Source organism: Hyphomicrobium sp. (assembly GCF_041659645.1).
In the GTDB taxonomy this organism is placed as follows: Bacteria; Pseudomonadota; Alphaproteobacteria; order Rhizobiales; family Hyphomicrobiaceae; genus Hyphomicrobium_B.
This window is the reverse complement of record NZ_JBAZXX010000001.1, coordinates 848,581-874,185: the sequence shown is the minus strand read 5'-3', so window position 1 is coordinate 874,185 and position 25,605 is coordinate 848,581. Positions and strand designations below refer to the sequence as shown.

Annotated in this window: 24 protein-coding genes; 15 read left to right on the top strand and 9 right to left on the bottom strand. The window is 61.1% G+C overall.

The features are described from left to right. The first annotated feature begins 127 nt into the window (after positions 1–127). Positions 128–352 carry a 50S ribosomal protein L31 gene (gene rpmE, locus WC811_RS04065; RefSeq protein ID WP_372641236.1) on the top strand — a complete coding sequence of 75 codons (225 nt, stop codon included), beginning with the start codon at positions 128–130 and terminating at the stop codon, positions 350–352. A gap of 90 nt (positions 353–442) precedes the next feature. On the opposite strand, the gene WC811_RS04060 is transcribed toward rpmE, so the two are convergent. Together WC811_RS04060 and WC811_RS04055 are read right to left on the bottom strand one after the other, a co-directional pair. Then, positions 443–991 carry a DUF1465 family protein gene (locus WC811_RS04060; protein WP_372641235.1) on the bottom strand — a complete coding sequence of 183 codons (549 nt, stop codon included), beginning with the start codon at positions 989–991 and terminating at the stop codon, positions 443–445. A gap of 381 nt (positions 992–1,372) precedes the next feature. After that, the gene (locus WC811_RS04055) at positions 1,373–1,564 is read right to left on the bottom strand and encodes a DUF1192 domain-containing protein (RefSeq protein WP_372641233.1); all 192 of its coding nucleotides are present in this window, start codon (positions 1,562–1,564) and stop codon (positions 1,373–1,375) included. 154 nt (positions 1,565–1,718) lie between these two features. On the opposite strand from WC811_RS04055, the gene WC811_RS04050 reads away from it, so the two are divergent. Beyond that, positions 1,719–2,717, top strand: a complete 999-nt coding sequence (locus tag WC811_RS04050) for an NAD(P)H-quinone oxidoreductase (RefSeq protein ID WP_372641231.1) — start codon at positions 1,719–1,721, stop codon at positions 2,715–2,717. Between the two features lie 12 nt (positions 2,718–2,729). Here the strand turns inward: WC811_RS04050 and WC811_RS04045 are convergent, their stop codons facing one another. Further along, on the bottom strand, positions 2,730–3,587 hold the full coding sequence (locus WC811_RS04045; RefSeq protein WP_372641229.1) for a TIGR01459 family HAD-type hydrolase: 858 nt from the start codon (positions 3,585–3,587) through the stop codon (positions 2,730–2,732). A gap of 119 nt (positions 3,588–3,706) precedes the next feature. Continuing rightward, positions 3,707–5,764: an EAL domain-containing protein gene (locus tag WC811_RS04040; RefSeq protein WP_372641227.1), complete on the bottom strand. Its 2,058-nt coding sequence runs from the start codon at positions 5,762–5,764 to the stop codon at positions 3,707–3,709. A gap of 326 nt (positions 5,765–6,090) precedes the next feature. Here WC811_RS04040 and WC811_RS04035 point away from each other — a divergent pair, with 326 nt between their 5' ends. The 7 genes from WC811_RS04035 to WC811_RS04005 all read left to right on the top strand — a co-directional run bounded on the left by WC811_RS04035 (position 6,091) and on the right by WC811_RS04005 (position 14,296). Beyond that, the gene (locus WC811_RS04035) at positions 6,091–6,831 is read left to right on the top strand and encodes an SDR family NAD(P)-dependent oxidoreductase (protein WP_372641225.1); all 741 of its coding nucleotides are present in this window, start codon (positions 6,091–6,093) and stop codon (positions 6,829–6,831) included. A gap of 102 nt (positions 6,832–6,933) precedes the next feature. Then, positions 6,934–7,839 carry a LysR family transcriptional regulator gene (locus WC811_RS04030; protein WP_372641223.1) on the top strand — a complete coding sequence of 302 codons (906 nt, stop codon included), beginning with the start codon at positions 6,934–6,936 and terminating at the stop codon, positions 7,837–7,839. Positions 7,840–8,045: 206 nt separating this feature from the next. Continuing rightward, positions 8,046–8,576, top strand: a complete 531-nt coding sequence (locus tag WC811_RS04025; RefSeq protein ID WP_372641221.1) for an NAD(P)H-dependent oxidoreductase subunit E — start codon at positions 8,046–8,048, stop codon at positions 8,574–8,576. Further along, entirely contained in the window at positions 8,573–10,138 is a 1,566-nt protein-coding gene (locus WC811_RS04020) for a formate dehydrogenase beta subunit (protein WP_372641219.1), read from the top strand. Before WC811_RS04025 ends, WC811_RS04020 begins: the two co-directional genes overlap by 4 nt. Before the next feature lie 57 nt (positions 10,139–10,195). Further along, positions 10,196–13,093 carry a formate dehydrogenase subunit alpha gene (fdhF, locus tag WC811_RS04015; protein ID WP_372641754.1) on the top strand — a complete coding sequence of 966 codons (2,898 nt, stop codon included), beginning with the start codon at positions 10,196–10,198 and terminating at the stop codon, positions 13,091–13,093. 36 nt (positions 13,094–13,129) lie between these two features. Continuing rightward, positions 13,130–13,948: a formate dehydrogenase accessory sulfurtransferase FdhD gene (fdhD, locus tag WC811_RS04010; protein ID WP_372641217.1), complete on the top strand. Its 819-nt coding sequence runs from the start codon at positions 13,130–13,132 to the stop codon at positions 13,946–13,948. A 36-nt stretch (positions 13,949–13,984) separates the two neighbouring features. Then, complete coding sequence (locus tag WC811_RS04005) at positions 13,985–14,296, top strand: formate dehydrogenase subunit delta (protein ID WP_372641215.1); 312 nt, start codon at positions 13,985–13,987, stop codon at positions 14,294–14,296. An 81-nt stretch (positions 14,297–14,377) separates the two neighbouring features. On the opposite strand, the gene WC811_RS04000 is transcribed toward WC811_RS04005, so the two are convergent. Then, positions 14,378–16,462 carry an elongation factor G gene (locus WC811_RS04000; protein ID WP_372641213.1) on the bottom strand — a complete coding sequence of 695 codons (2,085 nt, stop codon included), beginning with the start codon at positions 16,460–16,462 and terminating at the stop codon, positions 14,378–14,380. Positions 16,463–16,824: 362 nt separating this feature from the next. Between WC811_RS04000 and WC811_RS03995 the strand changes: the two genes are divergently transcribed. Beyond that, the gene (locus tag WC811_RS03995) at positions 16,825–17,073 is read left to right on the top strand and encodes a hypothetical protein (RefSeq protein ID WP_372641211.1); all 249 of its coding nucleotides are present in this window, start codon (positions 16,825–16,827) and stop codon (positions 17,071–17,073) included. Positions 17,074–17,150: 77 nt separating this feature from the next. Here WC811_RS03995 and WC811_RS03990 read toward each other — a convergent pair whose 3' ends face one another. Further along, a complete protein-coding gene (locus tag WC811_RS03990) occupies positions 17,151–18,353 on the bottom strand; it encodes a pyridoxal phosphate-dependent aminotransferase (protein WP_372641209.1) in 1,203 nt (400 codons plus the stop codon). 297 nt (positions 18,354–18,650) lie between these two features. Between WC811_RS03990 and WC811_RS03985 the strand changes: the two genes are divergently transcribed. Beyond that, positions 18,651–19,076 (top strand): hypothetical protein, encoded by a 426-nt coding sequence (locus WC811_RS03985; RefSeq protein ID WP_372641207.1) that lies wholly within the window; start codon positions 18,651–18,653, stop codon positions 19,074–19,076. Between the two features lie 123 nt (positions 19,077–19,199). Next, on the top strand, positions 19,200–19,691 hold the full coding sequence (locus tag WC811_RS03980; protein WP_372641205.1) for a hypothetical protein: 492 nt from the start codon (positions 19,200–19,202) through the stop codon (positions 19,689–19,691). A 36-nt stretch (positions 19,692–19,727) separates the two neighbouring features. Here WC811_RS03980 and WC811_RS03975 read toward each other — a convergent pair whose 3' ends face one another. Beyond that, positions 19,728–20,444 carry an SDR family NAD(P)-dependent oxidoreductase gene (locus tag WC811_RS03975; RefSeq protein ID WP_372641203.1) on the bottom strand — a complete coding sequence of 239 codons (717 nt, stop codon included), beginning with the start codon at positions 20,442–20,444 and terminating at the stop codon, positions 19,728–19,730. Between the two features lie 106 nt (positions 20,445–20,550). Continuing rightward, positions 20,551–20,754, bottom strand: coding sequence for a PsiF family protein (locus WC811_RS03970; RefSeq protein WP_372641201.1), 204 nt, complete (start codon positions 20,752–20,754; stop codon positions 20,551–20,553). 495 nt (positions 20,755–21,249) lie between these two features. Here WC811_RS03970 and uvrB point away from each other — a divergent pair, with 495 nt between their 5' ends. Both uvrB and WC811_RS03960 read left to right on the top strand, forming a co-directional pair. Next, the gene (gene uvrB, locus WC811_RS03965; RefSeq protein ID WP_372641199.1) at positions 21,250–23,883 is read left to right on the top strand and encodes an excinuclease ABC subunit UvrB; all 2,634 of its coding nucleotides are present in this window, start codon (positions 21,250–21,252) and stop codon (positions 23,881–23,883) included. A gap of 78 nt (positions 23,884–23,961) precedes the next feature. Continuing rightward, positions 23,962–24,540: a type 1 glutamine amidotransferase domain-containing protein gene (locus tag WC811_RS03960; protein WP_372641197.1), complete on the top strand. Its 579-nt coding sequence runs from the start codon at positions 23,962–23,964 to the stop codon at positions 24,538–24,540. Positions 24,541–24,630: 90 nt separating this feature from the next. Here the strand turns inward: WC811_RS03960 and WC811_RS03955 are convergent, their stop codons facing one another. Then, entirely contained in the window at positions 24,631–24,933 is a 303-nt protein-coding gene (locus WC811_RS03955; protein ID WP_372641195.1) for a hypothetical protein, read from the bottom strand. A gap of 208 nt (positions 24,934–25,141) precedes the next feature. Between WC811_RS03955 and WC811_RS03950 the strand changes: the two genes are divergently transcribed. Next, positions 25,142–25,588, top strand: coding sequence for an acyl-CoA thioesterase (locus WC811_RS03950; RefSeq protein WP_372641193.1), 447 nt, complete (start codon positions 25,142–25,144; stop codon positions 25,586–25,588). Positions 25,589–25,605 lie beyond the last annotated feature (17 nt).

Below are 25,605 nucleotides of genomic sequence, written 5' to 3'. Positions count from 1 at the left end.
TGCGGCTTGTGCGTCGCGGCTAACTCGGCTAAACAACCCGCCAATTCAGTCCCCTTTGCACAGAGCGGGGCCGGAGCTCTCCGGAGTTTCGCCGTGAAAAATCGTATTACCGAACGGACTAAAGGCCATGAAGAAAGACGCTGACCTTCACCCCGATTACCACCAGATCACTGTGGTGATGACGGATGGATCCGAATTTACGACGTATTCGACCTACGGCAAGGAGGGCGACAAGCTCACCCTCGACATCGACCCGAATACGCACCCGGCCTGGACCGGCGGCGACGCGAAGTTGATGGACCGTGGCGGCCGCCTGTCGCGCTTCAAGAAGAAGTTCGAAGGCATGTACTGATCGCCGAATGGCGTCAGCAACATCATCGGCAGAAACAAAAAGGCCCGTTCGAAAGAACGGGCCTTTTCAATTTCCGAAGCTCTGTGAGGTTCAGCTGACCTTGGCGGCGAACGCGCGCTGCAGCAATCCGACCTGATGCGCAACGGGGTTCAGTGCGGCCTCAGGCATTTCCGCCGCCGACGGTCTCGTCAGGACGCGATCGAGCTGCGAGATGCGATCGTGCAGAGCAAAGCTTTCCTCGATGAGGTGCTGCAAGCCCTGCGGCAATTCCGAATATCCCTTGACGTGAGACGGCCGGCCGAACGCCTGCAGCTTCACGCGACGGCGCTTCTTTTGCGCTTCGTCCTCGGTGATCTCGCCTTCGCGCAACGCGCGGCGGATCAGAAGCCACGACGCAAGATCGAGCAACCGTGTCGTCAGCCGCATGCTCTCGGTTGCATAGAGGACGCCGACCCCGCCAGCGAGCGCCTTCGCTTCCTTGCGGCCCGGGCCGTCAAGGTAGCTTGCTGTGCGCTCGACGAGCGCCATGCCTTCTTTGAAAATGTGGTCAAACTGTTCGGAGGCCTGAAACCGCTCTCCGAACGAGACCGTCGTGGCGCTGCCAGTCGGCACGCCATCCACGCGATATACGTTACTCATGACCCTCAACGATACAAACGCTTACCCGTGCGCAACTGCTACCACGATCCAACACTAGAGCACCATAGTTAACAACATCGCCCAAAACGGGGCACCTTCGATCGTACTTCGATCGTGCTGTGGACAATGCAAAAAAAGAGCCGCCCTGAAGGAGCGGCTCGAAAGTCAACAGGGAGGCGTCAGAGGAAGCGGCAGAGGCGCCGCTTCAAATCCAGATGGCCTGGATTGACGGCGAAAGTGCTCTAATATGCTTAAAGTTCAGTTAAGTGGAATGATGAGCTGCGCATGTCGTTGTTAGGATTCGGAACGCCAGGACAAATTCGCGCCATCCCAAAATCGAACGGCATACAGCGCATTTCAAATAGATCCTTTGGATCTGCTTCATGATTTGAAAAGCGCGCGCGCAGCCTCTTCGTGACGCTTCTTCCTATCGACCTCGGTACGCACCCGAACAATCTCTGTTTCGAGATCCGTGATGCGGCTTTCAAGCTCCGAGACAGACAGCGTATCAAGGCTGTCCCCGATTGCCACGCCACTCGGCTTTTTTTGCGGCAGGAGATCGTCGAGGTCCATAGCGTGTCCTCCAGCTCTTATTCGCCCACTCTATTGAAGATGCCGCGAACGGTCGAGATCGGATGAGCGGTCGTGCCGCTGACGCCACGTCTTGCCCCGATCTCCACCACGGTGCATTCCTCTCAACCATCGACGAGCCAAGAAAGCGAACGTGATGAGCCTCCCCACATCGATGAAAGCCATAGCGATCAACGGCGCAGGCGGACCTGAAGTCCTGACGCCGACAGACATGCCGATACCCGTGGTAAAAGCCGGCGAAGTGCTCATCAAGGTCGTCGCTGCCGGCGTCAATCGGCCGGATATACTGCAGCGGCAAGGAAATTACCCAGCCCCCAAAGGCCATTCCGAACTCCCCGGCCTCGAAGTCTCCGGAACCGTCGCGGCATTGGGCGACGGCGCGACGCGCTTTGCACTCGGCGATCCCGTAATGGCTTTGGTGCCCGGTGGCGGCTATGCCGAATACGTTGCAGTATCGGAACTTTCCTGCATCGCGAAGCCGGATGCGATCTCGTTCGTCGAAGCCGCAGCAATTCCCGAAACGTTCTTCACCGTCTGGCATAACGTCTTCGAGCGCGGGCATCTCAAATCGGGCGAAAAATTTCTCGTCCACGGCGGCACGGGCGGCATCGGCGTGACAGCGATCCAACTTGCGAAAGCCTTCGGCGCAACCGTCTTCACGACGGTCGGATCGGAGGAAAAGTGCGAGGCCGCGCGGGCGCTCGGCGCCAACATCGCAATCAACTACCGCACGCATGACTTCGCCGAAGTGATCAAGAGCGAAACGGCAGGCAAAGGCGTGAACGTCATTCTCGACGTGGTCGGCGGCGACTACATCGAGAAGAACATTCGTTCCCTCTCCGACGACGGCCGCCTCGTCAACATCGCGTTTCAGAACGGCTCGAAAGCTACCGTCGACTTCATGCGCGTCATGCTGAAACGCCTAACGCTGACGGGATCGACGCTGCGCATTCGCTCGCCGGAAGTGAAGGGCGAGATCGCACGCGCCATCGCCGAGAAAGTCGTGCCGCTCATCGTATCAGGAAAGATCAAGATCCCGCTCGACGGAACCTACCCTATGGCACGCGCCGCCGACGCCCACACGCGAATGGAAAGCAGCGCCCACATCGGCAAGATCGTTTTGATCGTCGCGTGAGCCTAATTCGGCTTACCAAACAAAGTCCTTCATCACCGCGACTGGCTTCACGGCGCTGTCGCTCTCGAATAGCCGGCTAGCGGCATGGCCGATGGCTTCTCCGGCCTGCACGTAAACACCGCTCGCAATGAAGACCGAGCGGATGCCGAAGCCCGCCGCTCCTGCGATATCGGTCGCAACGCCGTCGCCGATCGCCAACACGCGCTCTTTGCTGATCGGCGCTTCGCGCAATCCGGCTCCTGTCTTGAGCGCCAACTCGTAAATCGGCAAATAGGGTTTGCCGGCATAGCTGACGGTCCCGCCCAGCGCGGCATAAGCCGCTGCGATTGCGCCCGCGCAATAGATGATGCGGCCGCCGCGCTCGACCTTCAAATCCGGATTGGCGCAGATCATCGGAATGTCGCGCACCTTGAGTTTGGCGATCAGCGACGAATAATTATCGGGCGTCTCAGTCTCGTCGTCATAGAGGCCGGTGCATACGGCGACATCGGCATCCTCCGCCGTCGCACCAGGCTTGGCCTGCAACCCTTCGAATATCGGTAGATCGCGCGATGGTCCGATATGCAGAATGGGCCGCCCTGCCCACGCTTCTATCAGGCTGCGCGACACTTCGCCCGAACTGACGATCCCGTCATAGGCATCGCGAGACACGCCAATGCCGTCGAGTTGCCGGCCGACGCTTTCGCGCGGACGCGGCGAGTTCGTCACGAGCAGCGCCGTCCCGCCCTGCTTTCGAAAGGCCTCGCAGGCCGCCACCGACGACGCGAACGGCCGCACGCCGTTGTGAATGACGCCCCAGATGTCAACGAACCAGAGATCGGACGACCCTGCGAGGGGAGAGATCGACGTGAGGACGGGAATGGCAGTCATGGCGGACCCTGCGCGCTCGGCCGCTCCATGCGGTCTCGATCAGCGGCCCTATAAACGAGCAAGCGCCGGACTGTCATCCGGCGCCGTCGTCACAGTGCAAGGGTCGGCCGTGGCGGCGATCAGGCCGCCGCCGCAGACCCCGATGATTGCTCCGTTGGTCCAGCGCCGCCATCGACGTTGACCTGCCTGGGGGCTCCGAACAACGGCCCTTGCCCCAGCAGAATACCGGAGTCGAGAAGACGCTTCTGCGCAGCCGCATCCTGGATGCCGCCGGCGATGATCGAAAGTCCCGCCAGCGTCGACCGCTGAAGGATTTCATCCGCCGGTACGAACCGCTCCGGCGTCGCCAGACCCTCAAGCAGAATCTGCGCGTCGAACCGCACGAACCGGAATCCGGACCGCTGCAGCGCCGTGAAGTCGGTTCCCATGTGGCGAACCTTGTCGAGCGCCAAGCGGAATCCGAACGCGTGCATGTCGCGAACGGCTTGCCATGCCGAAGGCGAGAACTCGTCGACTGCCCGCTGCGAGAACGTCAGCACGAGCTGTTGTGCAATCCTCTGCCGCGACTCGTAGGCGCTTGCGAAGGCTTCGAGGAACGCCCTGCTCGTCATCGACGAACCGAGAAATTCCGCAAGCAGAGAACCTTCTCGCTCACGCGCATCCATGCGGGCAGCCAACGCCGCGGCTCGATTGAGGCGCGCGACATCGAAGTGCGCATCGAGGTCGTCGCCGATCTGGGCGAAATCGTCCTCGTTGAAGTCGAGTGACTCTCCCGCTTCCGAACGTAGGCCCGCCACCATCTCGTAATGACTGACGGAATGCTCCGCGAGCGTCACGATCGGCCCGAGCAGAAGTTCCACGGAATCGTCTTCCACGGCCCGGGCGATTGCGGCCGAACGCGGAGACAATACCGGTCGCGTCGGCGCGGCGAAATTGGGAAGCGGCAGTTCCAGGCTCGGCGGCGCAACATCACGGTCGCCAAAACTTGGCGTCGGAGCAGCAAGATCCGAACCCGCGATCCTCTCGGCGGTCGCCGGAATAACGAGTTCTCCGAAACCTTCGTTCGACTGCGCGGGAACGGGCGTGGCCGCAGGCACAGCCACCGAAGCCGGTTGCGGAGCAAAAGCCTGCGCTTCGAACTTCGGAATGAAATCGCCGAGCGTCGGCCGGCCCCGCATGTTTTTCGCCGCAGCCCTCAACGCGCCGATGGAATCCTCAAGCGCATTCGTCGGCTCCTTCGGACGCGGACTGACGCGCAGCTGCTTGGGACGCAGCGCTTCCGCCGCGTTCACCTCGTCGGCGAGTTCCTTGATCTTTCGCTGAACCAATTCGAGGTCACCCTCGACGGTCATCACTTTCGGTGCGCTATGCGCCTGGCCGCCGACATTTATGACGTTTGTCGCCGCCGATGCATCCGGCGCGGATGCTTGATTGCCGGTCCGCGGCCGGAATGACCACTGCTCGCGGCTCGGCTCGCCCTGCGGAGGCTGCGGCCCGGCCGTGGGGGCGTCGCCAGCCGGAAGCGATGCAACCGGCGACGCTGCGTTTGTTTCCGTTGCGGGTTTGACCGGAATTTCAGCGTTTGGCTGCACGGGAGCGCGCAACGGTCTCCGCTGCCCGCGGTCACCTGCCGCCAGCGCCGCGATCGATGGCGGCGACGCCGGATGCATGGAAGTCTGATCGCTGACCCCACCCGCGTCCGAACGCGGCACGAGATTTCCAATGTCGCGGCTCAGTTCGCGGATGCGCTCTTCCGTGGAGACCGGAGACGATGCAGTTGCTGGAGCAGCGCGAGCCTGTGCTTGAGCCGGTGCCGGTGCTTTCGGCCTTTGGCGGCTTTGCGCAAGCTCGGCTTTAAGCTGCGCGATCTGCGCCGATTTCTGCATTTGCTTGTGAATGAGCATCAAGAGCGCAAGCGCCGTAACACCCGCCACCCCCGAAATGGCGAGCGACAGCTTGAGCTGCGAAAAGGACATGACGGAAATCGCGACGGAGACGATCGCTATGGAAGCGATGACGAACCAATCGCTCGATTTGCCTTCGCGCGGCGTCTCCGGATCCTGAACGGCTGCAGGAACGGCGGGACCGCTTGCCGGAGTAGGTCCAAGAGCCGCCGATGGCGCAGCAGCGCTTTGGGCGGGATTGGCCTGCGGCTTTGAATTGTCCTGTTTTGTCATCGTATTCCAAACGCCTAGCCGATTCGTCTGGTTCAACATTCGCAGACGCATCAAAAGATAAGCAACGCTTCGCCAGCTGACTATCACCAGCTTTTGCACCGACCGGTCACGATTGCAGCAGATCGAAGCCCAGCCGGGGCACGGGGGTCACAGCATTATAACCCCGAGCGCGGTGCATAGCCGCAAAAGCGCCCTTGACCCGTCTCCCCCAAACCCGAATCGGCTGGCTGTTTAGGTCTCGTTAGGCGAATCGGCGTGCTATCGTGCGACCGACGGCGCCTCTCGCGTTCGCCGGTTCAGCGTATTGTCAGGAGGGGAAGAGCGCCATGTACATGGATCGAGTTGGTACCAGCGTCGAAGAAGAAGTCTCGAGTGAGCTTTCGCGGGCGCGAATCCTAATCACGGGCTTGACTGGGCATGCGGGCGTCGATGTCGCCCGGACTTTCGCCGATCTTAACGTCCGCCTCGTTGTTCATACGACTGAACTATCCCCCGAACTCGTCGAGCTTGTCGCTTTCCTGTCTCAGAGCGCCAGCGAGATCCGCCTCCATACCCTCGATATTTCTTCCGCCAACGCAGCCGCGCGGTTCGCACAGACCTCGGCGCAGGCCTTTGGCGGCCTCGACGCCGCGATCAACATGATGTCGATCTCCGCGGCTGAAATCGACGCGATCCGCGACGACCTCGACCTCGAAGCGCTCATCGAAACCAAGCTTGCGCCCCTCGCACAGCTCACGCGCGTCATCGCCAACCGCATGTGCGTGGTCATGAGCGAAGGTCTGATTCTCAATGTCGTAAACATGCCCGCCCCCCGCGACGCCCGCTCGTCGGCCGTGGCTGGCGTCGTCCGGACGGCACTCGCCGCAATGATCGCTCACGAAGCCCAGGATTGGGCAGAGAAAGGCATTCGAATCAACGGCGTCGGCCCGCGCGCCTTCTTCGACGGCAGCTCCGGCGCCTGCCTCGCTAGCGAGCCCGACGTCGCGTCTCTCGCGCTGCACTTGGCCTCCCGCCGGGGCCGTTCGCTCTCGGGCCATGTCTTCGACGCCTTCGGGCTCGACGGCTGAGATAGCCTTCTTAAGATCAAGCGCAGCATCGAGTGGCCGCTTGATTGCCTTTACACGTTGAAACGTCGATAACCGCCGCTCTCTCAAACGAGAGTGGCAGGGATGGACATCCGTCAACTTCAGTATCTCGTTGCACTTGCGCGCGAAAAGCATTTCACGCGCGCGGCGCAGGCGTGCAACGTCACCCAGCCGACGCTCTCGGGCCGCATCCGCCAGCTTGAGCTTGAACTCGGCGCGCCGATCGTCGAGCGCGGGCAGCGCTACCAGGGCCTGACGCAAGAAGGCGAGCGCGTCCTCAAATGGGCGCAGCTCATCCTCAACAACTGGGCCTCGATGCATCAGGAGCTGGCCCAGTTCGCGATCAGCGATTTCGGCCTGACCGGACGGCTCGCTTTAGGCGCCATCCCGTCGGCGCTCCCCATTCTGCCCTACCTGACGCGGGACGTTCAGCGCCTGCATCCGAAGATCAACTTCACGGTCATGTCGATGAGCTCGGAGGAGATCCTGCGCGGGCTCGAAGAATATTCGATCGACGCCGGCATCAGCTACCTCGATAACGAGCCGATCAACGGCCTAATCGCGACACCGCTCTACGTTGAGCGCTATTGCCTCTTCATTCCAGCGGGCCACCCGCTCGCCGGACAGGACACAGTCACCTGGCGCGAAGCAGCCGAATTACCCCTGGGCCTGCTGACGGCGAACATGCAGAACCGCCGCATCATCGACCACGCCTTCGAAGCCGCTGGCCGCCATCCCCAGCCCGCGCTTGAAACCAATTCGGTCATCAACCTCTATTCCAACGTCCGGCTCATGGGGCTGGCGAGCGTGATGCCCCATTATCTCTTGAATCTGCTCGGCGATGACCCCGGCATCAGGGCCGTACCCCTGATCGAGCCCGAAGTTGCCCATAGCGTCGGCATGATCACACCGGATCGTGATCCGGTTGCGCCGCTCGTTCGCGCGTTTCGAGAGGCTGCCGCCAGCTTCTCGGCGAAGGGCATTTCTTGAGACTTGGCCTAAGGTTAACCGGCTCAACCTCACAAAACTGCAGGTTTAGTCGTAGTTATCGCGGTGCATTATCGACGGCGTCTATGATAAGATCGACGATATCGATTTGAACGAAAGGTCAGAATGACCCACTAAAAATCATGCGGCAAAGTGCGCATCTGCGTCATGAACGACCGCCAACAAGAACGAACGAGGAAACGCCAGATATGGCGAAGAAGGCCGGGAATAAAGCAAACGGCTCACCCGCGGACCACTTGCCGGCACCCACTGCCGCCGAGGTTGCCGCTCTGGCGGTATGTGCCCGCCACGGCAACAAGCCGGATGAGCTGCTCGAAATCTTCCATGAGTTGCAGCATCAGCTCGGCTACGTGCCCGACGCGACGCTGCCCGTGATCGCCAGAGCCTTGAACCGCTCGCGCGCCGAAGTCTATGGCGTGTTGACGTTTTATCACGAGTTCAAGCGCCATCCCGTCGGCAAGCACGTCGTCAAGATTTGCCGCGCCGAGGCCTGCCAGTCGATGGGCACGGACGCGCTTTGCCAGCACGCAGAGCAATCGCTTCGTACCAAGCTCGGCGGCACCACGGCGGACGGCGCGATCACCATCGAGCAGGTCTTCTGCCTCGGCAACTGCGCCCTCTCTCCCGCGATCATGGTCGGCGAAAAGCTTTACGGCAAAGTCGATCCCAAGCGCTTCGATGAGATCATGGGCGGACTCGAAAAGGAGGCCGCGGAATGATCAGGATTTTCGTCCCAAGAGATGCCGCCGCCCTTTCTGTCGGCGCCGATGAAGTCGCCGCCGCCATCGCCAAGGAAGCGAAGGCGCGCAATCTCGACATTCAAATCGTCCGCAATGGTTCGCGCGGCATGCTCTATCTGGAGCCGCTTGTCGAAGTCGAAATGCCGAAGGGCCGCATCGCTTACGGTCCCGTTGCAGCTTCCGACGTTGCAAGCCTTTTCGATGCGGGCTTCCTCGAAGGAAAATCACACGCGCTGGCCCATGGCCGCACGGAAGACATTCCCTACTTCAAGAACCAGGAACGGCTGACGTTCGCGCGCTGCGGCATCACCGATCCGCTCTCCATCGAAGATTACCGCGCTCACGGCGGCTTCGATGGGCTTTCCAAAGCCCTGCACATGAAACCGATCGACATCGTCACCGAAGTGACGACGTCCGGCCTTCGTGGCCGTGGCGGCGCAGGCTTCCCCACCGGCATCAAATGGAAAACGGTCCACGATCTTGCCGGAGCCGAAAAATACGTCGCGTGCAATGCCGACGAAGGCGACAGCGGAACCTTTGCAGACCGCATGTTGATGGAAGGCGATCCCTTCTGCCTGATCGAGGGCATGACCATCGCCGCCGTCGCGGGCAACGCCACCAAGGGCTACATTTACGTCCGCTCCGAATATCCCCATGCCGTCCATGTGCTGCGCGAGGCTATCGAAATCGCGCGCAAAGCCAACTGGCTTGGCGACAATATTCAAGGAACCAAATATTCTTTCGATCTTTTCGTCCGTATGGGCGCCGGCGCTTACATCTGCGGCGAAGAAACTTCGATGCTCGAAAGCATCGAGGGCAAGCGCGGCATCGTTCGCTATAAACCGCCGATTCCGGCGATCGAAGGTCTGTTCGGCAAGCCGACCATCATCAACAATGTGATGAGCTTCGCAGCCGTACCGATCATCATCGCCAAGGGCGGCGAGTTTTATCGCGATTACGGCGTCGGCCGTTCGCGCGGAACGCTGGCGTTCCAGATCGCAGGCAATATCAAGCAGGGCGGTCTCGTCGAGAAAGCCTTCGGCGTGACGACGCGCCAGCTCATCGAGGATTGGGGCGGCGGCACCGCAACGGGACGTCCCGTACGCGCCGTCCAGGTCGGCGGCCCGCTCGGCGCTTACATTCCGGAATCGAAGTTCGACGTGCCGATGGATTACGAAGAATTCGCCAAGGTCGACGCCATGGTCGGCCATGGCGGTCTTGTCGTTTTCGACGACACTGTCGATATGGCTAAGCAGGCCCGTTTCGCGATGGAATTCTGCGCCATCGAAAGTTGCGGCAAGTGTACGCCGTGCCGGATCGGTTCGACACGCGGCGTTGAGGTGATCGATCGGATCATCGCCGACGTCCAGCGCGACAAGAATTTGGCGCTTCTTCAAGACTTGTGCGTGACCATGGCCGACGGTTCGCTGTGCGCGATGGGCGGGCTGACACCCTTCCCAGTCATGAGCGCGTTGCGTGGCTTCCCCGAAGACTTCCACAAGCCTTCGCCGAATAAATTTCTAGCAGACGCCGCAGAGTAAATTTCCAGGATCAGCCGACCTCAAAGAGGACGCTCGATGAACCATCACGTTAAGCCGATGAGCCTCATTAAAGAGACCGACTTCGGCACACCGACACCCGAACTTCACGAAGCCACCAAGACGGTGACGCTTGAAATCGACGGCCGCGAGATCACGGTCGCCGAGGGCACGTCGATCATGAACGCCGCAATGCAGCTCGGCGTCCAGATCCCGAAGCTCTGCGCCACCGACAGCCTCGACCCATGGGGATCGTGCCGTCTTTGCTTGTGCGAGATCGAAGGCCGCAAGGGCACTCCGGCGTCATGTACGACGCCCGTCGCCCCCGGCATCAAGGTCACGACGCAGAATGCACGCCTAGCCAACATCCGTCGCGGCGTGATGGAGCTTTACATCTCCGACCACCCGCTCGATTGCCTCACCTGCGGCGCCAACGGCGACTGCGAGTTGCAGGACATGGCGGGCGCTGTCGGCCTACGTGAAGTCCGCTACGGCTACGACGGCGAGAACCACGTCTTCGCCAAGGGCAAGGACAATGTCGAGAACGACCGCTTCAAGCCCAAGGACACCTCGAATCCCTACTTCCAGTTCGACCCGTCGAAGTGCATCGTCTGCTCGCGCTGCGTTCGCGCCTGTGAGGAAGTGCAGGGCACCTTCGCCCTGACGATCGACGGTCGCGGCTTTGCTTCGCACGTTTCCGCTAGCATGGACGAAGAGTTTCTCGCTTCCGAATGCGTCTCCTGCGGCGCCTGCGTACAGGCCTGCCCGACCGCTACGCTCATCGAAAAGTCGGTGCTCGACATCGGCCAACCCGAGCACTCGCTCGTCACCACCTGCGCCTATTGCGGTGTCGGCTGCTCATTCAAAGCCGAAATGCGCGGCGAAGAAGTCGCGCGTATGGTGCCCTACAAGGACGGCGGCGCCAATGAAGGCCATTCCTGCGTCAAAGGTCGTTTCGCGTTCGGCTATGCGACGCACAAGGACCGCGTGCTGACGCCGATGATCCGCGAGAAGATCACGGACGCGTGGCAAGTCGTGTCGTGGGACGAAGCGATCAACTATGCCGCCAAGCGGCTTAAGGAGACGCAGCAGAAGTACGGCAAGGATTCGATCGGCGGCATCACATCTTCGCGCACGACGAACGAAGAAGTTTATGCCGTGCAGCGCATGGTTCGCGGCGCGTTCCAAACCAACAACATCGACACTTGCGCCCGCGTCTGCCATTCGCCGACCGGTTACGGCTTGAAACAGACCTTCGGTGAATCCGCCGGCACGCAAGATTTCAAGAGCATCGACCAGACCGACGTCATCATGGTCGTCGGCGCCAACCCGACGGACGGCCATCCCGTCTTCGGCTCGCGCATGAAGAAGCGCATTCGCGAAGGCGCCAAGCTGATCGTGGTCGATCCCCGCCGCACCGATATCGTCCGTTCGCCGCACGTTGAAGCCGCTTACCACTTACAGCTTCAGCCCTCGACCAACGTCGCGATCATGAACGCCATCGGTCACGTCATCGCGACCGAGAACCTGATCGACCGCAAGTTCGTCAAGCGCCGCTGCGAACCCGCTGACTTCTTCCGCTGGGAAGAGTTCATCAAGCGTCCCGAGAATTCTCCGGAAGCCACGGAGACCGCCACCGGCGTTCCCGCGCAACTCGTCCGTGAGGCCGCGCGTCTTTTCGCGACCGGCGGCAACGGCGCCATCTACTATGGCCTCGGCGTTACTGAGCACAGCCAAGGCTCGACGATGGTCATGGCGATGGCGAACATCGCGATGGCGACCGGCAATGTCGGCCGGGAGGGCGTTGGCGTGAACCCGCTGCGCGGCCAGAACAACGTGCAAGGTTCGTGCGACATGGGCTCGTTCCCGCACGAGTTCCCAGGTTATCGCCACGTCTCGAACGCCGAAGTCCGCAGCATGTTCGAAAAGGAATGGGGCACGAAGCTCGATCCCGATCCGGGTCTCCGCATTCCCAACATGTTCGATGCGGCGTCGGACGGTACGTTCATGGGCCTCTTCATTCAAGGCGAAGACATCGCCCAATCCGATCCCAATACGCACCACGTCGAGCATGCGCTGGAATCGATGGACATCGTCATCGTGCAGGATCTGTTCCTGAATGAGACGGCAGCATTCGCTCACGTTTTCCTGCCGGGCACGTCCTTCCTCGAAAAGGATGGCACTTTCACCAACGCCGAACGCCGTATCAACCGCGTCCGCAAAGTGATGCGCGAGAAGCAGGGCATGGCGGAGTGGGAAGTCATCTCACGCATCGCGACCGCGATGGGCCATCCGATGCACTACAATTCGGCCGCCGAGATCATGGACGAAATCGCCCGCGTCACTCCGACCTTCAAGGGCGTCTCGTTCGACCGTATCGATGAACTCGGCTCGATCCAATGGCCGTGCAACGACGAGCATCCGCTCGGCACGCCCGTCATGCACACCGAAGAGTTCACGCGCGGTAAGGGTCGCTTCATGCTGACGGGCTTCATCCCCACGGCTGAACGCACGAACCGTAACTTCCCGCTGATCCTGACGACGGGCCGCATTCTTGCGCATTACAACGTCGGCGCCCAAACCCGGCGCACCGATAACGTCGCCTGGCATCCTGAGGACATCCTTGAGATCCATCCTCACGACGCTGAGGTGCGTGGCATCAAGACCGGCATGAAGGTCTCCCTTGCAAGTCGCGTCGGAGCCACCAACTTGACGGCGAAGGTTTCCGACCGCATGCCGCAAGGCGTCGTCTACACCACCTTCCACCACCCGGTGACCGGCGCCAACGTCATCACAACGGAAAACTCGGACTGGGCGACCAACTGCCCCGAGTACAAGGTGACGGCGGTGCAAATTCACGTCTCCAACCACCCCTCGGAGTGGCAGGAGGAATGGCAGGAGCGCGAGTTCGAAAACAAGCGCATCGCCAAGGACAAGAAGCTGGAGCCGGCGGAGTAATCCTACTCTGCCAGCCGCTCCCGGAGTTCGATTGCAATGAATGTCGTGCCCAAAGCCGTATCTCAGCCAACCGGCGGCGCGGACCTGTGTTCGCGCCCCGCAACCGGCGAGCAGACGACAGCGTCGGGCACGCAGTCCATTACCTGGCAGCTCCCCGAAGAAACGCCCGTGGCGCTGCAAATCAACTCGGTGCCCTACACGGTGATGATGTCGACGCCGACGGACCTGCGGGATTTCGCCGTGGGCTTCCTCGTCGGCGAAGGCATCGTTCCCGACCCGGGCAAGATCCTAGGCGTCCTCGTAATGCCGGTCGACGGTGGCATGGCCATCGATGTCGCCGTACCGGAAGAAGCGATCGACACGACGCGGCTGTCGCGCCGCACGATCGAAGCGCGGACCGGCTGCGGCCTTTGCGGCGTCGAAGATATCTCTTCCGCTGTCCGTCCGCTGCAAAGGCTTGAACGCTCGTGGGCGCCTTCGCCCGAAGCCATCCGCCGCGCCGCGCAAAGCCTTTCCGGCCAGCAGCCGATGAATCGCTTCAACAGATCGGTTCACGGCGCGGCGTGGGTGTCGAGGGACGGCGAAATCCTTCTCGTCCGCGAAGATGTCGGCCGCCACAACGCCCTCGATAAGTTGATCGGCGCCCTCTACGCGAACGGCGTCGACCGCGCTGACGGCTTCGTCCTGATGACCAGCCGCTGCAGCTTCGAGCTTGTCCAGAAGACCGTGACGGCCGACATCGGCGCGCTCGTCACCGTCTCCGCCCCGACTGTGCTCGCGCTGGAACTTGCAACCAACGCCAATCTCTTCCTCGCGGCCCTAGGCCCCGGCGGTCCCGTCGTCTTCAATCGCTGAACGTCCATCCAGCCAAAACAGAAAATCGGTTTCACGATGCAAAGCTCAGATCTCGTCCGCATGGCCAATCAGATTGCCGCATATTTCGAGACCTACCCGAAGCAGGAAGCGCTCGACGGCATCGCCATGCACATCCACAGTTTCTGGGAACCACGGATGCGCAACGCGCTGAAGGCCCATATCGACACCGGCGGCGAAGGCCTTTCGCCACTGTTTCTCGAATCCATGGAAGCCTACTTCAAAGGCCCGAAGTCGCCCGTGAAGCAGGCGGCAGTTCAAAACCAAAAGGCAACAGCTCCGAAGGGCGCTGCACCGAGCGTCGCGAGCGGCGGCGGCGACGCTGGCTAAGGTTTTCTGAATTTCTTTTCGTCATCCTCGGCCAAATGAGCGAAGCGAACGCAGACCGGGGATGACGATACTACTTCCTCGCTACTCTGCCGCGGCCCTGCTCGCGGCAAGAACCTGATCGCGAAGCCGCCCCGATACTTCCGAGAGATGATCGAACCTGAACGTAAACGAGCCGACGCCCGCCGTCGCTGAGCGCAGGTCGATAATCAGATTATCCATCTCCGCTTCCGGAATATGCGCCTCGATCACGTCCCAGCCAGGCCAGCCTTGACGGGCGTCGAAGCCCAGGATTTGCCCGCGACGTTGCGAGATGATGCTGTTGATGCGCGCATTGGCATCCGACGGCACAGCGATGGATACCGCCATGATCGGTTCGAGCAGCACCGGATTGCACTTCGGCATACCCTCCGTCATCGCGAGACGCCCGGCCTGACGAAACGCCATGTCCGATGAATCGACCGAATGGTACGAACCGTCCGTCAGCGTGACGGCAACATCGACCACAGGAAACCCGAGCGGACCTTCGCTGAGATAATCGCGAACGCCAATCTCAACCGACGGAATGAAATTCCTCGGAATGACGCCGCCGGTGATCTTCTCGTTGAATGCGATACCGCTACTGCGCGGCAGCGGCTTGATGTCGAGTTTCACATCGCCGAACTGGCCATGACCGCCCGATTGCTTCTTATGACGCGCGCGCACGTCGATCGCCGAACGTATCGTCTCCTTATATCCGACGCGCCGCTTCTCGCGCGTCACGTCAATCCCGTATTTCCGCATCAGCCGTTCGAGCGCGACGCGCAGGTGCATCTCGCCCTGCCCGTGCAGCAGAATTTGATGCATGTCCGCGTTGTGTTCGAGCGTCAGCGACGGATCTTCGTCCGTGAGCTTCATCACCGCCGACGATAGCTTCACTTCGTCTTTCCGGTCCTTGAGGCCAAGACCGATGGCGAGCGCGGGCTGCGGCGCCTTAGCGGCGGCGACCTGCACCACCGCAGCTTTCCCGACTGCAATCGTCTCGCCGGAGCGGATGGCGTCGAGCCGTCCGAGCGCCACCGTATCGCCGGCCTTTGCCGCTCCGCGCTTCGTCGTTTCTTCACCGCGAATGGTAAAGATGCCCGCCACGCGCTCGTCTTGGTCCCCGGCACCCGTCACCGTGGCGCCGTCGGCAATTTCTCCGGCGAACACGCGTGCAAACGACAGCTTGCCGCCCGCTTTTGTGTGTACGCTCTTGAACACGTAGGCGGCGGACTTCGCTCCATCGAGCTTCAGCCGCTTCGCGGTATCTTCGACTGTGGGGCATTCGTGGCGCAGGGCTTTCAGAAGCCGAAGAATGCCGTGCCCGTGTTCCGCCGATCCGATTAACACCGGACATATCAAACCGTCGCGCAATTCCTTGGTCAGATCATCGAAGACGCGATCGTTGGGCGGCGGCATATCGACGAGAAGCTGCTCCATCAGCTCGTCGTCGTAATCGGCGAGCTTCTCGAGCATCTGAAAGCGCGCTTCCTTTTCGCGCGCAGCGATAGCAGAGGGAAGTTCGATGATCACGCTGGAGGCATGCTCGCGGTACACATACGCGCGCTCGGAGGCGAGATCGACGAAGCCTGTCGCAATGCCGTTCTCCCAGATCGGGATCTGGCGCAGCACCAGCGGCTTTGCGCTCGCGGGCTGCAAACTCGGAATGACGTCGCGCACCGGCACCGACGACGCATCGATCTTGTTGAGGAACAAAAGATACGGCACGCCCGCGTCGTCGAGCTGCTTCAGGATCACCTGCAAAGCCGAGACGCGCTTGGGGTCGGGCTCGCACACGACGATGGCCATGTCGCAAGCGGGAAGCGCCAGCGCGCCCTCGTGCGCAAATTCGACCGAGCCCGGGCAATCGATGAACGTATATTGATCGTCGAGAAACGTCGCTTCCGCGACGTTCAAATGAACGCTCATGACGTGGTCACGGGCTTCGGCTGTGCCATCGCCGACCGTCGATTTGGCCGCTATCGACCCGGCCCGCGAAATGGCGCCCGTTCGCGCCAGCATGGCTTCGAGAAGTGTTGTCTTACCGCTTGCGAAGGGCCCGATAAGCGCAACGCACCGCGCACTTCGGACCCCTGCTCTGCTACTTTGAGTGCCGTCTCCGCCCTTTGGGCCATCTGAACTTGTCATGATTGCCTCCGATTGCGAGGCGCGCGACCTTAACCGGCCGCACCCCGCACCTCGGAAGAGCACGGCACAGGAATGCTCGCTCCAAAGACCGGCTGGCACAACGGCCTTTGCCGCACAGTTTCGTGATTTTGATCTATTGCAACGCGGTAGAATTTCTTTCGGCGGAGTATTTTATACTGCGGTGCCGAACCTACTTTGCGGCGCATGTATGTCGAACGCGGTTCGAAAGCCAAAATTAGCTTGAATAACTTTATTCTTGTCGCATTGTGAACTCTTCCGGTGTTTCGCGCGTTCGTAGGGGTACTGGCGAGGAAAAACGGAATGAGTCCGAGGGAAACGGCTCAGATATGTGAGGCAAGGTTATGAGTATCGAAACACTGATGTCCGCGGCCAACGCCGCCGGATATGTCATGGCCGCCGAAGAACAGCTCCCCGAAACTTTCGGCGCCGAGCCGACGGTTTTCGAATTCAAGGCGCAGCCCGCCACCGCTATTGCCATCTGGCGACCGGTCGTACCATCCGTCGATGGTAAACCGATGGCGAGCCATATTTCCAATGCCTGGGGCTGGTTCGCCGCCCGCTGCATGCCGCACGGCGCCACACCCGCCTGACGCGCCGGATAGCGAACAGGCCAAGTTTCCCGCCGGTTTTTGAAGCGCGCGACCTCGATCGCGCGCTTTTGTTATTTTCAGGTTAGATTTCCGCAGAAGCGCTGGATGCGCGTGCAGGCGTCCTTCAACGACTCTGTCGACGCCGCGTAAGAAACGCGGAACGACGGCGAACCTTCAAACGCGCCGCCATGAACGACGGCCACGCCTTCTTCCTCTAGCAACGCCGTGACGAAATCCTCGTCCGTCTTGATGACGGCCCCACCCTTGCTGGTCTTGCCGATCGTCGCCCGGATGCTGGGATAGACGTAGAACGCGCCCTGCGGTTTCGGGCAATGGATGCCCTTCGCCTGATTGAGCATACTGACGACGAGATCGCGACGGTCGACGAAGATCTTATTGTTGACCGCGATGAAGTCTTGCGGACCGTTCAAAGCCTCGACGCCCGCCCACTGCACGATCGACGACGGGTTCGACGTCGACTGCGACTGCAGCTTGCGCATGGCGTTGATCAACACTTCCGGACCTGCCGCATAACCGAGACGCCAGCCCGTCATGCAGTAAGCCTTCGATAGGCCGTTCATCGTCAACGTTCGATCGTAGAGCTTCGGTTCGACCTGCGCCGGCGTCGCGAACTCCAAGTCATCATAAAGGAGATGCTCGTACATATCGTCGGTCAGCACCCAGACATGCGGATGCCGCAGGAGGACGTCCGTCAGCACCTTGAGATCGGCGGCGGAATAGGCGGTCCCCGTCGGGTTCGACGGCGAATTGAAGATGAACCACTTCGTCTTCGGTGTGATGGCTTTTTCGAGCGCCTCCGCCGTCAGCTTGTAGCCGTCTTCGAGCGTCGTCTCGGCAAACACGGGCTTGCCGCCGCCAAGCAGCACGATGTCGGCGTAAGAAACCCAGCACGGCGCCGGAATGACGACCTCGTCACCGGGATTGAGCGTCGCGAGCAGCGCATTATAGAGCACCTGCTTGCCACCGGTGCCGACCGAGACCTGGCTCGGCTTATAATCCAGCCGATTGTCGCGCTTGAACTTCGCGACGATGGCGGCCTTCAACTCGGGGATGCCGTCGACGTCGGTGTATTTCGTCTTGCCCTCATCGAGAGCCCGCTTCGCAGCATCCTTGATGTTCTGCGGCGTATCAAAATCCGGCTCACCTGCGGACAGGGAGACGATGTCTCGGCCTTGCGCCTTAAGCTGACGCGCTTTCGTCGAGACGGCGATGGTTGCGGAAGGTTGGATACGGTTCAGACTGTCGGCGATAAAGCCCATGATACAAGCGGCCCATGATCGATACGGGGTTTTCTATTTCGCACCGGCGAGATAAGCGGCGCGGACCCTAAGCGCAATGCCAATATGCTGCAAGTCGGGGTTTTGCAGGTCTCATATCGTCCCGCAGCACCGACGTGATGATGCGCGCGCGCCACAAAACGCGGGGCGAATTGTTTTGGAACAATTTTGGACCGACCTCGCCACATTCCGAACCAACGGCTGCCAAGAAGCGAGGGTCAACTTTGTCTTAACGGGATCTCGTTACCAAGTTGATGCTAAGCGGGAGGAATTGAGACGATGCCAGTCAGCGTTACATCCGGGGGACCTGCACCCAGAACCCGCGCGAAGCCCAAATACCGCCGTCTCATGTTGCGACCGATGCTCGATGCGGCGATTGCCGGCGTCGCCTTCACCCTCATCAGTTCAGCGGTCATTTGCAATCATGCCAGAGCCGGCACGACTCCGGCCGCCTTCGCCGGCATCGAACGCGTCGCGACTCAGTCGGCGGTCATGGCCGTCGCCGAACCCGGCCCGCTTCCGATCGTTCAGATTGCGACCGCCAGTTCGTCCGCCGACGCCGTCTATCGCCAAACGAGCACAACGGCCGCCTGGAGCCTACTTGGGGTTGCATTTTCGATGATGACCGCGCTAAACTTGGCTTTGCTTCGCCATTTGAAGCGCGCCTACGCGACTCCGACCCGGCGTTACCCACTGGTGAAATAGGGCTGTTGGCCGATCTGGCGAGCCGCGCTATTGTATTGCCGCAATCTGGTTTGTACGTCTGATGACAACCTCACCATATCCTACCCCGGTTGTTGACCTGATAGGGATGCTGGAGACGGAAGCATGACGAAGCAGGAAGTAACGCGCCCTTTTTGGCTGGGCTTGACGGCCGGTGCAGCAATCGCTGTCGCCGCCGGGGCGTTATTCTTCGCAAGTAGCGAGTCGGTTCTCCGCTCGAGCTTCCAAACGGCGCTGAACAATCGCACAAGTACCTCCGCCAAGGAATTCGCGTCGGCGAACCCTCCGGTTTCCGGCTCGGAGGATTTCTGGCTTTCGTCGATGCGCGACGGCACCGCGCCGGTCAACAAGACGATCTCGGTCGGCGATCAGATCTCGCTCGATCTTGGTGGCGTCCACCGGACGCTCGAAGTCGCGACCGTTTCCGACTTTACGCCCCAGATCACGCAGATCGACACCTCGACGGCGCCAAACCACTTGGTGCTCGTGACTGCGCGTGACCCAAACGACGTCTCGGCTCGCCCTGTCCGGTTCGTGATGGAAATCCAGCAAAATGGACTTCCGATCCTCGCCGGTCACAACGGCCGGACGCTCTGATTTTCTCTGATTGATCAGGCTTGGGCGGCTGCCACATCACCAGGGTAGCGATTCTCTGTCTTCGAAAAAGCCGCCGCTCGGTCCGTCGCGATCGAGCGTCGCCAGCCAGACGGCCGTATCCGCGCCGGTTTCCGGTGAACGCGGAGCGTCTGCACCGCCCATTCCCGTCCGTACCCAGCCCGGAGAGCAGACGTTGATTTTTACGTCCTCTTTCGACGCCGCCGCTTCCGCCGCCGCGATCCGGGTGAGCGCGTTCAGCGCCGCTTTCGAAACGCGATAGGCGGGAAAGCCGGAGCCCATACCGCTCAACTGCCCCGCCCGCGATGACAGATTGACGACACGGCCAAACCTCCTCGCCATCATCCCCGGGAGCAGCGCGCGCATCGTCGCCGCCGGACCAAGCACGTTGGTGTTCCACGTTTGCCGGAAAACGTCGTCGGTCATGTCGAACAGGCTGGCGCCAAAGCCTCCGGGGCCGTCGATCATGATGGCCGCGTTGTTCACGAGGACATCAATCGTTCCGTTAATTCGCTCGATTTCGGCAAGCGCACCGGGAATACCTGCCGCATCGGCCACGTCGAGCATGGCCGGCTCTACTTTGACGCCCGCGGCCTCGAAATCGGTGGAGGCTTGCAAAGCCTTTTCGGCGGACCGCACGCCCGCGACCACACGCAGCCCGCGCAAGGCAAGTTCCCGCGCAATCGCAAACCCGATCCCCCGATTGGCCCCCGTAACCAGCGCCAGCTTCGCCATCTGCAGCACTCCGCGACCACGCCGCCGAGCATGACACACGACGGCGCAAAAAGAAAAACCCCGCCGCAAGCGACGGGGTCTCACACCTAGACGTAAAACGCCGAGATTATTTCTTTTCTGTCTTCTTCATCTCGTGCTTGCAGTGCGCGCGGAACGTCTTGCGCTCCTTGCCGTGCAGGCCCTTCGCGTCGGCCTGCTTCGAGCACTCGAGCGATTCAGCGGTGCGCGGCTTCTCAGCGGCAACGGCTGCGCCGGCGCCAATGATGAACGTGGCAGCGACGGCTGCGGCGATCAAACGGGTCGTGATCATGGTGGTCTCCGTATTCCATTTTCAGGGCTAACTCACCGTGAACTAAGCGAGGCTTAGCTCAACGGCACTCCGTCCCCCCACCGGACCGGCAGGTATCAAACGCGCCGAACCCAGTCTTCGTTTCGCTATCACGGAGCGGAGCACAGCCGTACATACCGTTCCGTAATGAGAACGATTCCTTACGTCGGAAGGATCGTCATTTCGTGCTATTGCCATAGCGTGACACTGTGGCGTCGAAACAGCATTTATGAACGTTCGAGCATTCCCTATATTCCAGCCGTGTCGCCCCCAGCAAAATCATCAGGCCCGAAAGCCCCCCGTCCATCCCGTGGCAAATCGGGAAAACCATCCGCGCCCCCCGTCGAGACGGAAGCGGGCACACCCGGCTTTGGGGAATCGAATGCCTATTTCGCCCCTGCCGACTTCTCCGGAAAAACGTCGGCAAACGGACTCCCAAGCCTGCCCGCGCTCCGCCAGTCCGGACCGCGCCCCCCGATGGGTGGCGAAAGCCTGACCGATAGCCTGACGGCGCTGCTGACGAAGCCCGAGGAACGCTCCGAGCGCGCCAAGTCCCTGATCGCGCGGCAACCATTGATGGCCTCGCACCCGATCGTCTCCGGCGACCTGCCGATGTTCATGCCCCACCGCCCCGACCGGCCGGAAAAGAGCGAAGGCGGCGTGCCGTTCAAGCTTTCTTCGTCATTCGAGCCACGAGGCGACCAGCCGCAAGCAATCGCCGAACTCGTCGAAGGCATCAAGAAGAGCGAGCACAATCAAGTCCTGCTCGGCGTCACCGGCTCCGGCAAGACGTTCACGATGGCGCAAGTGATCCAGGCGACGCAACGCCCGGCCCTCATTCTCGCTCCGAACAAGACGCTTGCGGCGCAGCTCTATGGCGAATTCAAAAGCTTCTTCCCGGATAACGCCGTCGAATACTTCGTTTCGTATTACGACTACTACCAGCCCGAAGCGTATGTGCCGCGCACCGACACCTACATCGAAAAGGAAGCGTCGGTTAACGAACAGATCGACCGCATGCGCCATTCCGCGACGCGAGCGCTCCTTGAGCGCGACGACGTCATTATCGTGGCCTCCGTCTCCTGCATCTACGGTATCGGCTCGGTCGAAACCTACACCGCGATGACGTTCACGGTTCGCGCTGGCGAGCAGCTTTCACGCGATCAATTGCTGGCCGACCTCGTCGCTCTTCATTATCGCCGCAACGATCAGAATTTCGTCCGCGGCACGTTCCGCGCGCGCGGCGATACCGTCGAAGTCTTCCCGGCTCACTTAGAGGACCGCGCCTGGCGCTTCTCGATGTTCGGCGACGAGATCGAAAGCATCGTCGAGTTCGATCCGCTGACCGGCACCAAGACCGACGAACTGGCGCTCGTGAAACTTTACGCCAATTCGCACTACGTCACGCCGAAGCCGACGCTGCAGCAGGCCATCAAGTCGATCAAGATCGAACTGAAACAGCGCCTCAATGAACTCTACGACTCCGGCAAGCTCCTCGAAGCCCAGCGCCTCGAACAACGCACGACGTTCGACATGGAAATGATGGAGGCGTCGGGCGCCTGCGCCGGCATCGAAAACTATTCGCGCTATCTCACGGGCCGCAATCCCGGCGATCCCCCGCCGACGCTGTTCGAATACCTGCCCGATAACGCCCTCGTCTTCGCCGACGAAAGCCACGTTACGGTCCCGCAGATCGGCGGCATGTTTCGCGGCGACTTCCGCCGCAAGGCGACGCTTGCCGAATACGGCTTCCGCTTGCCGTCCTGCATGGACAATCGCCCGCTCCGCTTTGAAGAGTGGAACGCGATGCGTCCGCAGTCGGTGTTCGTCTCCGCGACGCCCGCGAACTGGGAGCTGGAGCAATCCGGCGGCTCCTTCGCCGAGCAGGTCATTCGCCCGACCGGCCTGATCGATCCCGTCGTCGAAATCCGCTCCGCGAAATCGCAGGTCGACGATCTGCTCGACGAAGTCCGCCAGGTTTCGAAGAAAGGCTATCGCACGCTCGTCACCGTGCTGACGAAGCGCATGGCCGAAGACCTGACCGAGTACATGCACGAGAACGGCGTGCGCGTGCGCTACATGCACTCGGACATCGAAACGCTGGAGCGCATCGAGATCATCCGCGATCTCCGCCTCGGCGCGTTCGACGTGCTGATCGGCATCAACCTGTTGCGCGAAGGTCTCGACATTCCCGAGTGCGCGCTCGTCGCCATTCTGGACGCCGACAAGGAAGGATTTCTTCGCTCCGAAACGTCGTTGGTGCAAACCATCGGCCGCGCCGCGCGAAACGTCGACGGTAAGGTCATTCTCTACGCCGACCAGATGACCGGCTCCATGGACCGCGCCATCGCTGAGACCAACCGCCGCCGCGAAAAGCAAGTCGCGTGGAACGAAGCCAACGGCATCACGCCGGAAAGCATCAAGAGCAACATTCAAGATGTTCTGAGATCCGTCTACGAGCAGGATCATGTCACGGTCGACGCCGGTCTTGCCGACGGCGACAACGTGCAGGTGCTCGGCCATAACTTGCAGGCTGTCATTGCCGACATGGAACGGCGCATGAAGGAAGCCGCCGCCGATCTCGAATTCGAAACGGCAGCCCGTCTGCGCGACGAGGTCAAGCGCTTGCGAGAAACGGAACTCGCGATCTCCGACGATCCGCTCGCACGTCAATCCGAGATCGAGGACAAGGCAGGCAGCTTTAAAGGCGCGCGCAAATACGGCGCCAGCGCGAATGTCCCTCCGAACGCGGCAACCGGCTCACGCGTGAAGACCGAATACGAACCCGTTCAACCGACGCACGCACAGTCGACCTCGCGCATCAAAAAACCTTCGCTCGACGACATGGGACCGGGCACCGATCGTCCTATTCCCGCCCGCGCGCCGACGGTCGACAGCCGCGTGAAAGCCGGCGCGTTCGGTGAGAAAATTTCTGGTCCCCACAAGCCGACGCTCGACGAGATGGGTCCGCACGCATCGCTGCCGGTGAAATCGGGCGAGAAGCCGACGCGCATCACGATACCGACGCGAACGCGCGAATTCGACGATCCCGCGCAACAAAAGAAAAGCCGCCGCGGCCGCCCCCGCAAAACCGGACGACCCGGGCAGTAAACTTGATCCATCGCACTGCGGGAACCCCACGCAGCGCAATAGGTTGTTCCTCAGTTGTACAGCAATCGAGGAACCCCCATGCCCAAGATCTCGAAAGCGAAAATACTTATTCTCGCGACCGACGGCTTCGAACAATCCGAACTCGACGTTCCGCGCGAAAAACTGAAAGCAGTCGCGCAGCTCGTGCATGTCGCGGCGCCCAAGGAGCGCAAGCAGAAAGACTCGATCATCGGCTGGCTGAATCACGATTGGGGCAAGCCGGTGAAGGTTGACGTCGAACTCAGCGAAGCCTCGACCGCGCTTTACGATGCCATTGTGCTGCCGGGTGGCCAGATGAATCCTGACACGCTCCGCCTCAATCCCGACGCGATGAAACTCATCAAAACCTTTCTCGCTGAAGGCAAAGTCGTCGCCGCGATTTGCCACGCGCCGTGGCTTCTGATCGAAACGAACGCCGTCCGCGGACGCAAGGCAACGTCCTATGCCTCGATCAAGACCGACATGATCAACGCCGGGGCACAATGGGTCGACGAGCCGGCGGTTGCGGACGAAGGCATCGTGACCAGCCGCAATCCCGGCGATCTCGAAGCTTTTGTCGCCAAGATCATTGAACAGATCGAGCAAGGCAAACGCGATCGCGCCGTGCTGGCGGCATAGGCGCCGATCCATATTCGCGGATCTCAAAGAAAGTCCGACCTTAAAAAAATGGCCGCCTCTCGGGCGGCCATATCGTCCGAGCGTCTGCTCTCAGCTTGCGAGCGCGCGGGGCGGCTTGTGCGCGGAGGCTTCTATGCTCCGTAAGATCATCAGCAGCGTATGGCGAACCGCCTCGTCGACCGTCTCAACGATCTGGCCCGGCTCGGTGAGGTTGGCGGGCACCCAGACCAACTGACTGGCGACTGTCCGCCAGCTTCCGAAATAATTGCGGCCCCGGAGCACTGTCACGCCTGTCCCTGCAAGACCCTCCCTGACGGAAAACCCGCTCAAGGTCACTTCCGGAATGTCCGCGAGTTGCTGCAGCAGTTCGCGATCAGGCGTTGCCCATTTCATCGCACGGTCTCGGTTCGAATCGAAAAGAACAGCTCTTTCGTCGAATCTAGGCAACGAAGGTTGCGCAAGAGTTGACGCCGTGCCGGATTCGAACACGTTCGGCGGGCCGCGCCCGTCAGGCACATGGCTCTTTTCCGGAAGTCCGGATATTTGTCCTGGTAGCGTCGCGTGCCGGGAAGCCGCGAAATCACCAGGAAGGTTCGCGGATATGACGGTTCAACAGCCCGACGCCGAGCGGCACCGCCCGGTCCCTCATATTCCGATGCCAACCGGCGACCCCGTGATCCGGACCATAGCCATGCCCGCTGACACCAATCCGGCCGGAGATATTTTCGGCGGCTGGATCATGTCGCAGATGGATCTTGCAGCAGGCAACGCTGCGGCTCGACTCAGTCAAGGTCGTTGCGCCACGGTCGCGGTCGAAGGCATGACATTTCACTCCCCCGTCAAGGTCGGTGACGAGGTGACGGTTTGGGCTATGCTCATCAAGCGCGGGCGATCATCGATGGCGTTCGAAGTCCAGGCTTGGCGACGCCCACGCGACGGTGAAGTGCAGGCCTGCGTCACGCGTGCTCTTTTCACGTTCGTCGCCCTCGACGACAACGGCCGACCCAGGCCGCTGCCTGACGCACGCAACGGCGAGACCTGGGTCTAGTGCGATCGGAGTGACAA

Excerpts from the sequence above, each read along its gene's own strand:
- WC811_RS04005 (WP_372641215.1), top strand. The coding sequence starts at position 13,985 with ATGCAAAGCTCAGATCTCGTCCGCATGGCCAATCAGATTGCCGCATAT.
- WC811_RS04025 (WP_372641221.1), top strand. The coding sequence starts at position 8,046 with ATGGCGAAGAAGGCCGGGAATAAAGCAAACGGCTCACCCGCGGACCAC.
- WC811_RS04060 (WP_372641235.1), bottom strand. The coding sequence starts at position 991 with ATGAGTAACGTATATCGCGTGGATGGCGTGCCGACTGGCAGCGCCACG.
- WC811_RS03980 (WP_372641205.1), top strand. The coding sequence starts at position 19,200 with ATGACGAAGCAGGAAGTAACGCGCCCTTTTTGGCTGGGCTTGACGGCC.
- WC811_RS04030 (WP_372641223.1), top strand. The coding sequence starts at position 6,934 with ATGGACATCCGTCAACTTCAGTATCTCGTTGCACTTGCGCGCGAAAAG.
- WC811_RS03995 (WP_372641211.1), top strand. The coding sequence starts at position 16,825 with ATGAGTATCGAAACACTGATGTCCGCGGCCAACGCCGCCGGATATGTC.
- rpmE (WP_372641236.1), top strand. The coding sequence starts at position 128 with ATGAAGAAAGACGCTGACCTTCACCCCGATTACCACCAGATCACTGTG.
- WC811_RS04040 (WP_372641227.1), bottom strand. The coding sequence starts at position 5,764 with ATGACAAAACAGGACAATTCAAAGCCGCAGGCCAATCCCGCCCAAAGC.
- WC811_RS04000 (WP_372641213.1), bottom strand. The coding sequence starts at position 16,462 with ATGACAAGTTCAGATGGCCCAAAGGGCGGAGACGGCACTCAAAGTAGC.
- WC811_RS03950 (WP_372641193.1), top strand. The coding sequence starts at position 25,142 with ATGACGGTTCAACAGCCCGACGCCGAGCGGCACCGCCCGGTCCCTCAT.
- WC811_RS03960 (WP_372641197.1), top strand. The coding sequence starts at position 23,962 with ATGCCCAAGATCTCGAAAGCGAAAATACTTATTCTCGCGACCGACGGC.
- WC811_RS03970 (WP_372641201.1), bottom strand. The coding sequence starts at position 20,754 with ATGATCACGACCCGTTTGATCGCCGCAGCCGTCGCTGCCACGTTCATC.
- WC811_RS03975 (WP_372641203.1), bottom strand. The coding sequence starts at position 20,444 with ATGGCGAAGCTGGCGCTGGTTACGGGGGCCAATCGGGGGATCGGGTTT.
- WC811_RS04050 (WP_372641231.1), top strand. The coding sequence starts at position 1,719 with ATGAGCCTCCCCACATCGATGAAAGCCATAGCGATCAACGGCGCAGGC.
- fdhD (WP_372641217.1), top strand. The coding sequence starts at position 13,130 with ATGAATGTCGTGCCCAAAGCCGTATCTCAGCCAACCGGCGGCGCGGAC.
- WC811_RS04035 (WP_372641225.1), top strand. The coding sequence starts at position 6,091 with ATGTACATGGATCGAGTTGGTACCAGCGTCGAAGAAGAAGTCTCGAGT.
- WC811_RS03985 (WP_372641207.1), top strand. The coding sequence starts at position 18,651 with ATGCCAGTCAGCGTTACATCCGGGGGACCTGCACCCAGAACCCGCGCG.
- WC811_RS04045 (WP_372641229.1), bottom strand. The coding sequence starts at position 3,587 with ATGACTGCCATTCCCGTCCTCACGTCGATCTCTCCCCTCGCAGGGTCG.
- uvrB (WP_372641199.1), top strand. The coding sequence starts at position 21,250 with ATGGGTGGCGAAAGCCTGACCGATAGCCTGACGGCGCTGCTGACGAAG.
- WC811_RS03990 (WP_372641209.1), bottom strand. The coding sequence starts at position 18,353 with ATGGGCTTTATCGCCGACAGTCTGAACCGTATCCAACCTTCCGCAACC.
- WC811_RS04055 (WP_372641233.1), bottom strand. The coding sequence starts at position 1,564 with ATGGACCTCGACGATCTCCTGCCGCAAAAAAAGCCGAGTGGCGTGGCA.
- fdhF (WP_372641754.1), top strand. The coding sequence starts at position 10,196 with ATGAGCCTCATTAAAGAGACCGACTTCGGCACACCGACACCCGAACTT.
- WC811_RS04020 (WP_372641219.1), top strand. The coding sequence starts at position 8,573 with ATGATCAGGATTTTCGTCCCAAGAGATGCCGCCGCCCTTTCTGTCGGC.
- WC811_RS03955 (WP_372641195.1), bottom strand. The coding sequence starts at position 24,933 with ATGAAATGGGCAACGCCTGATCGCGAACTGCTGCAGCAACTCGCGGAC.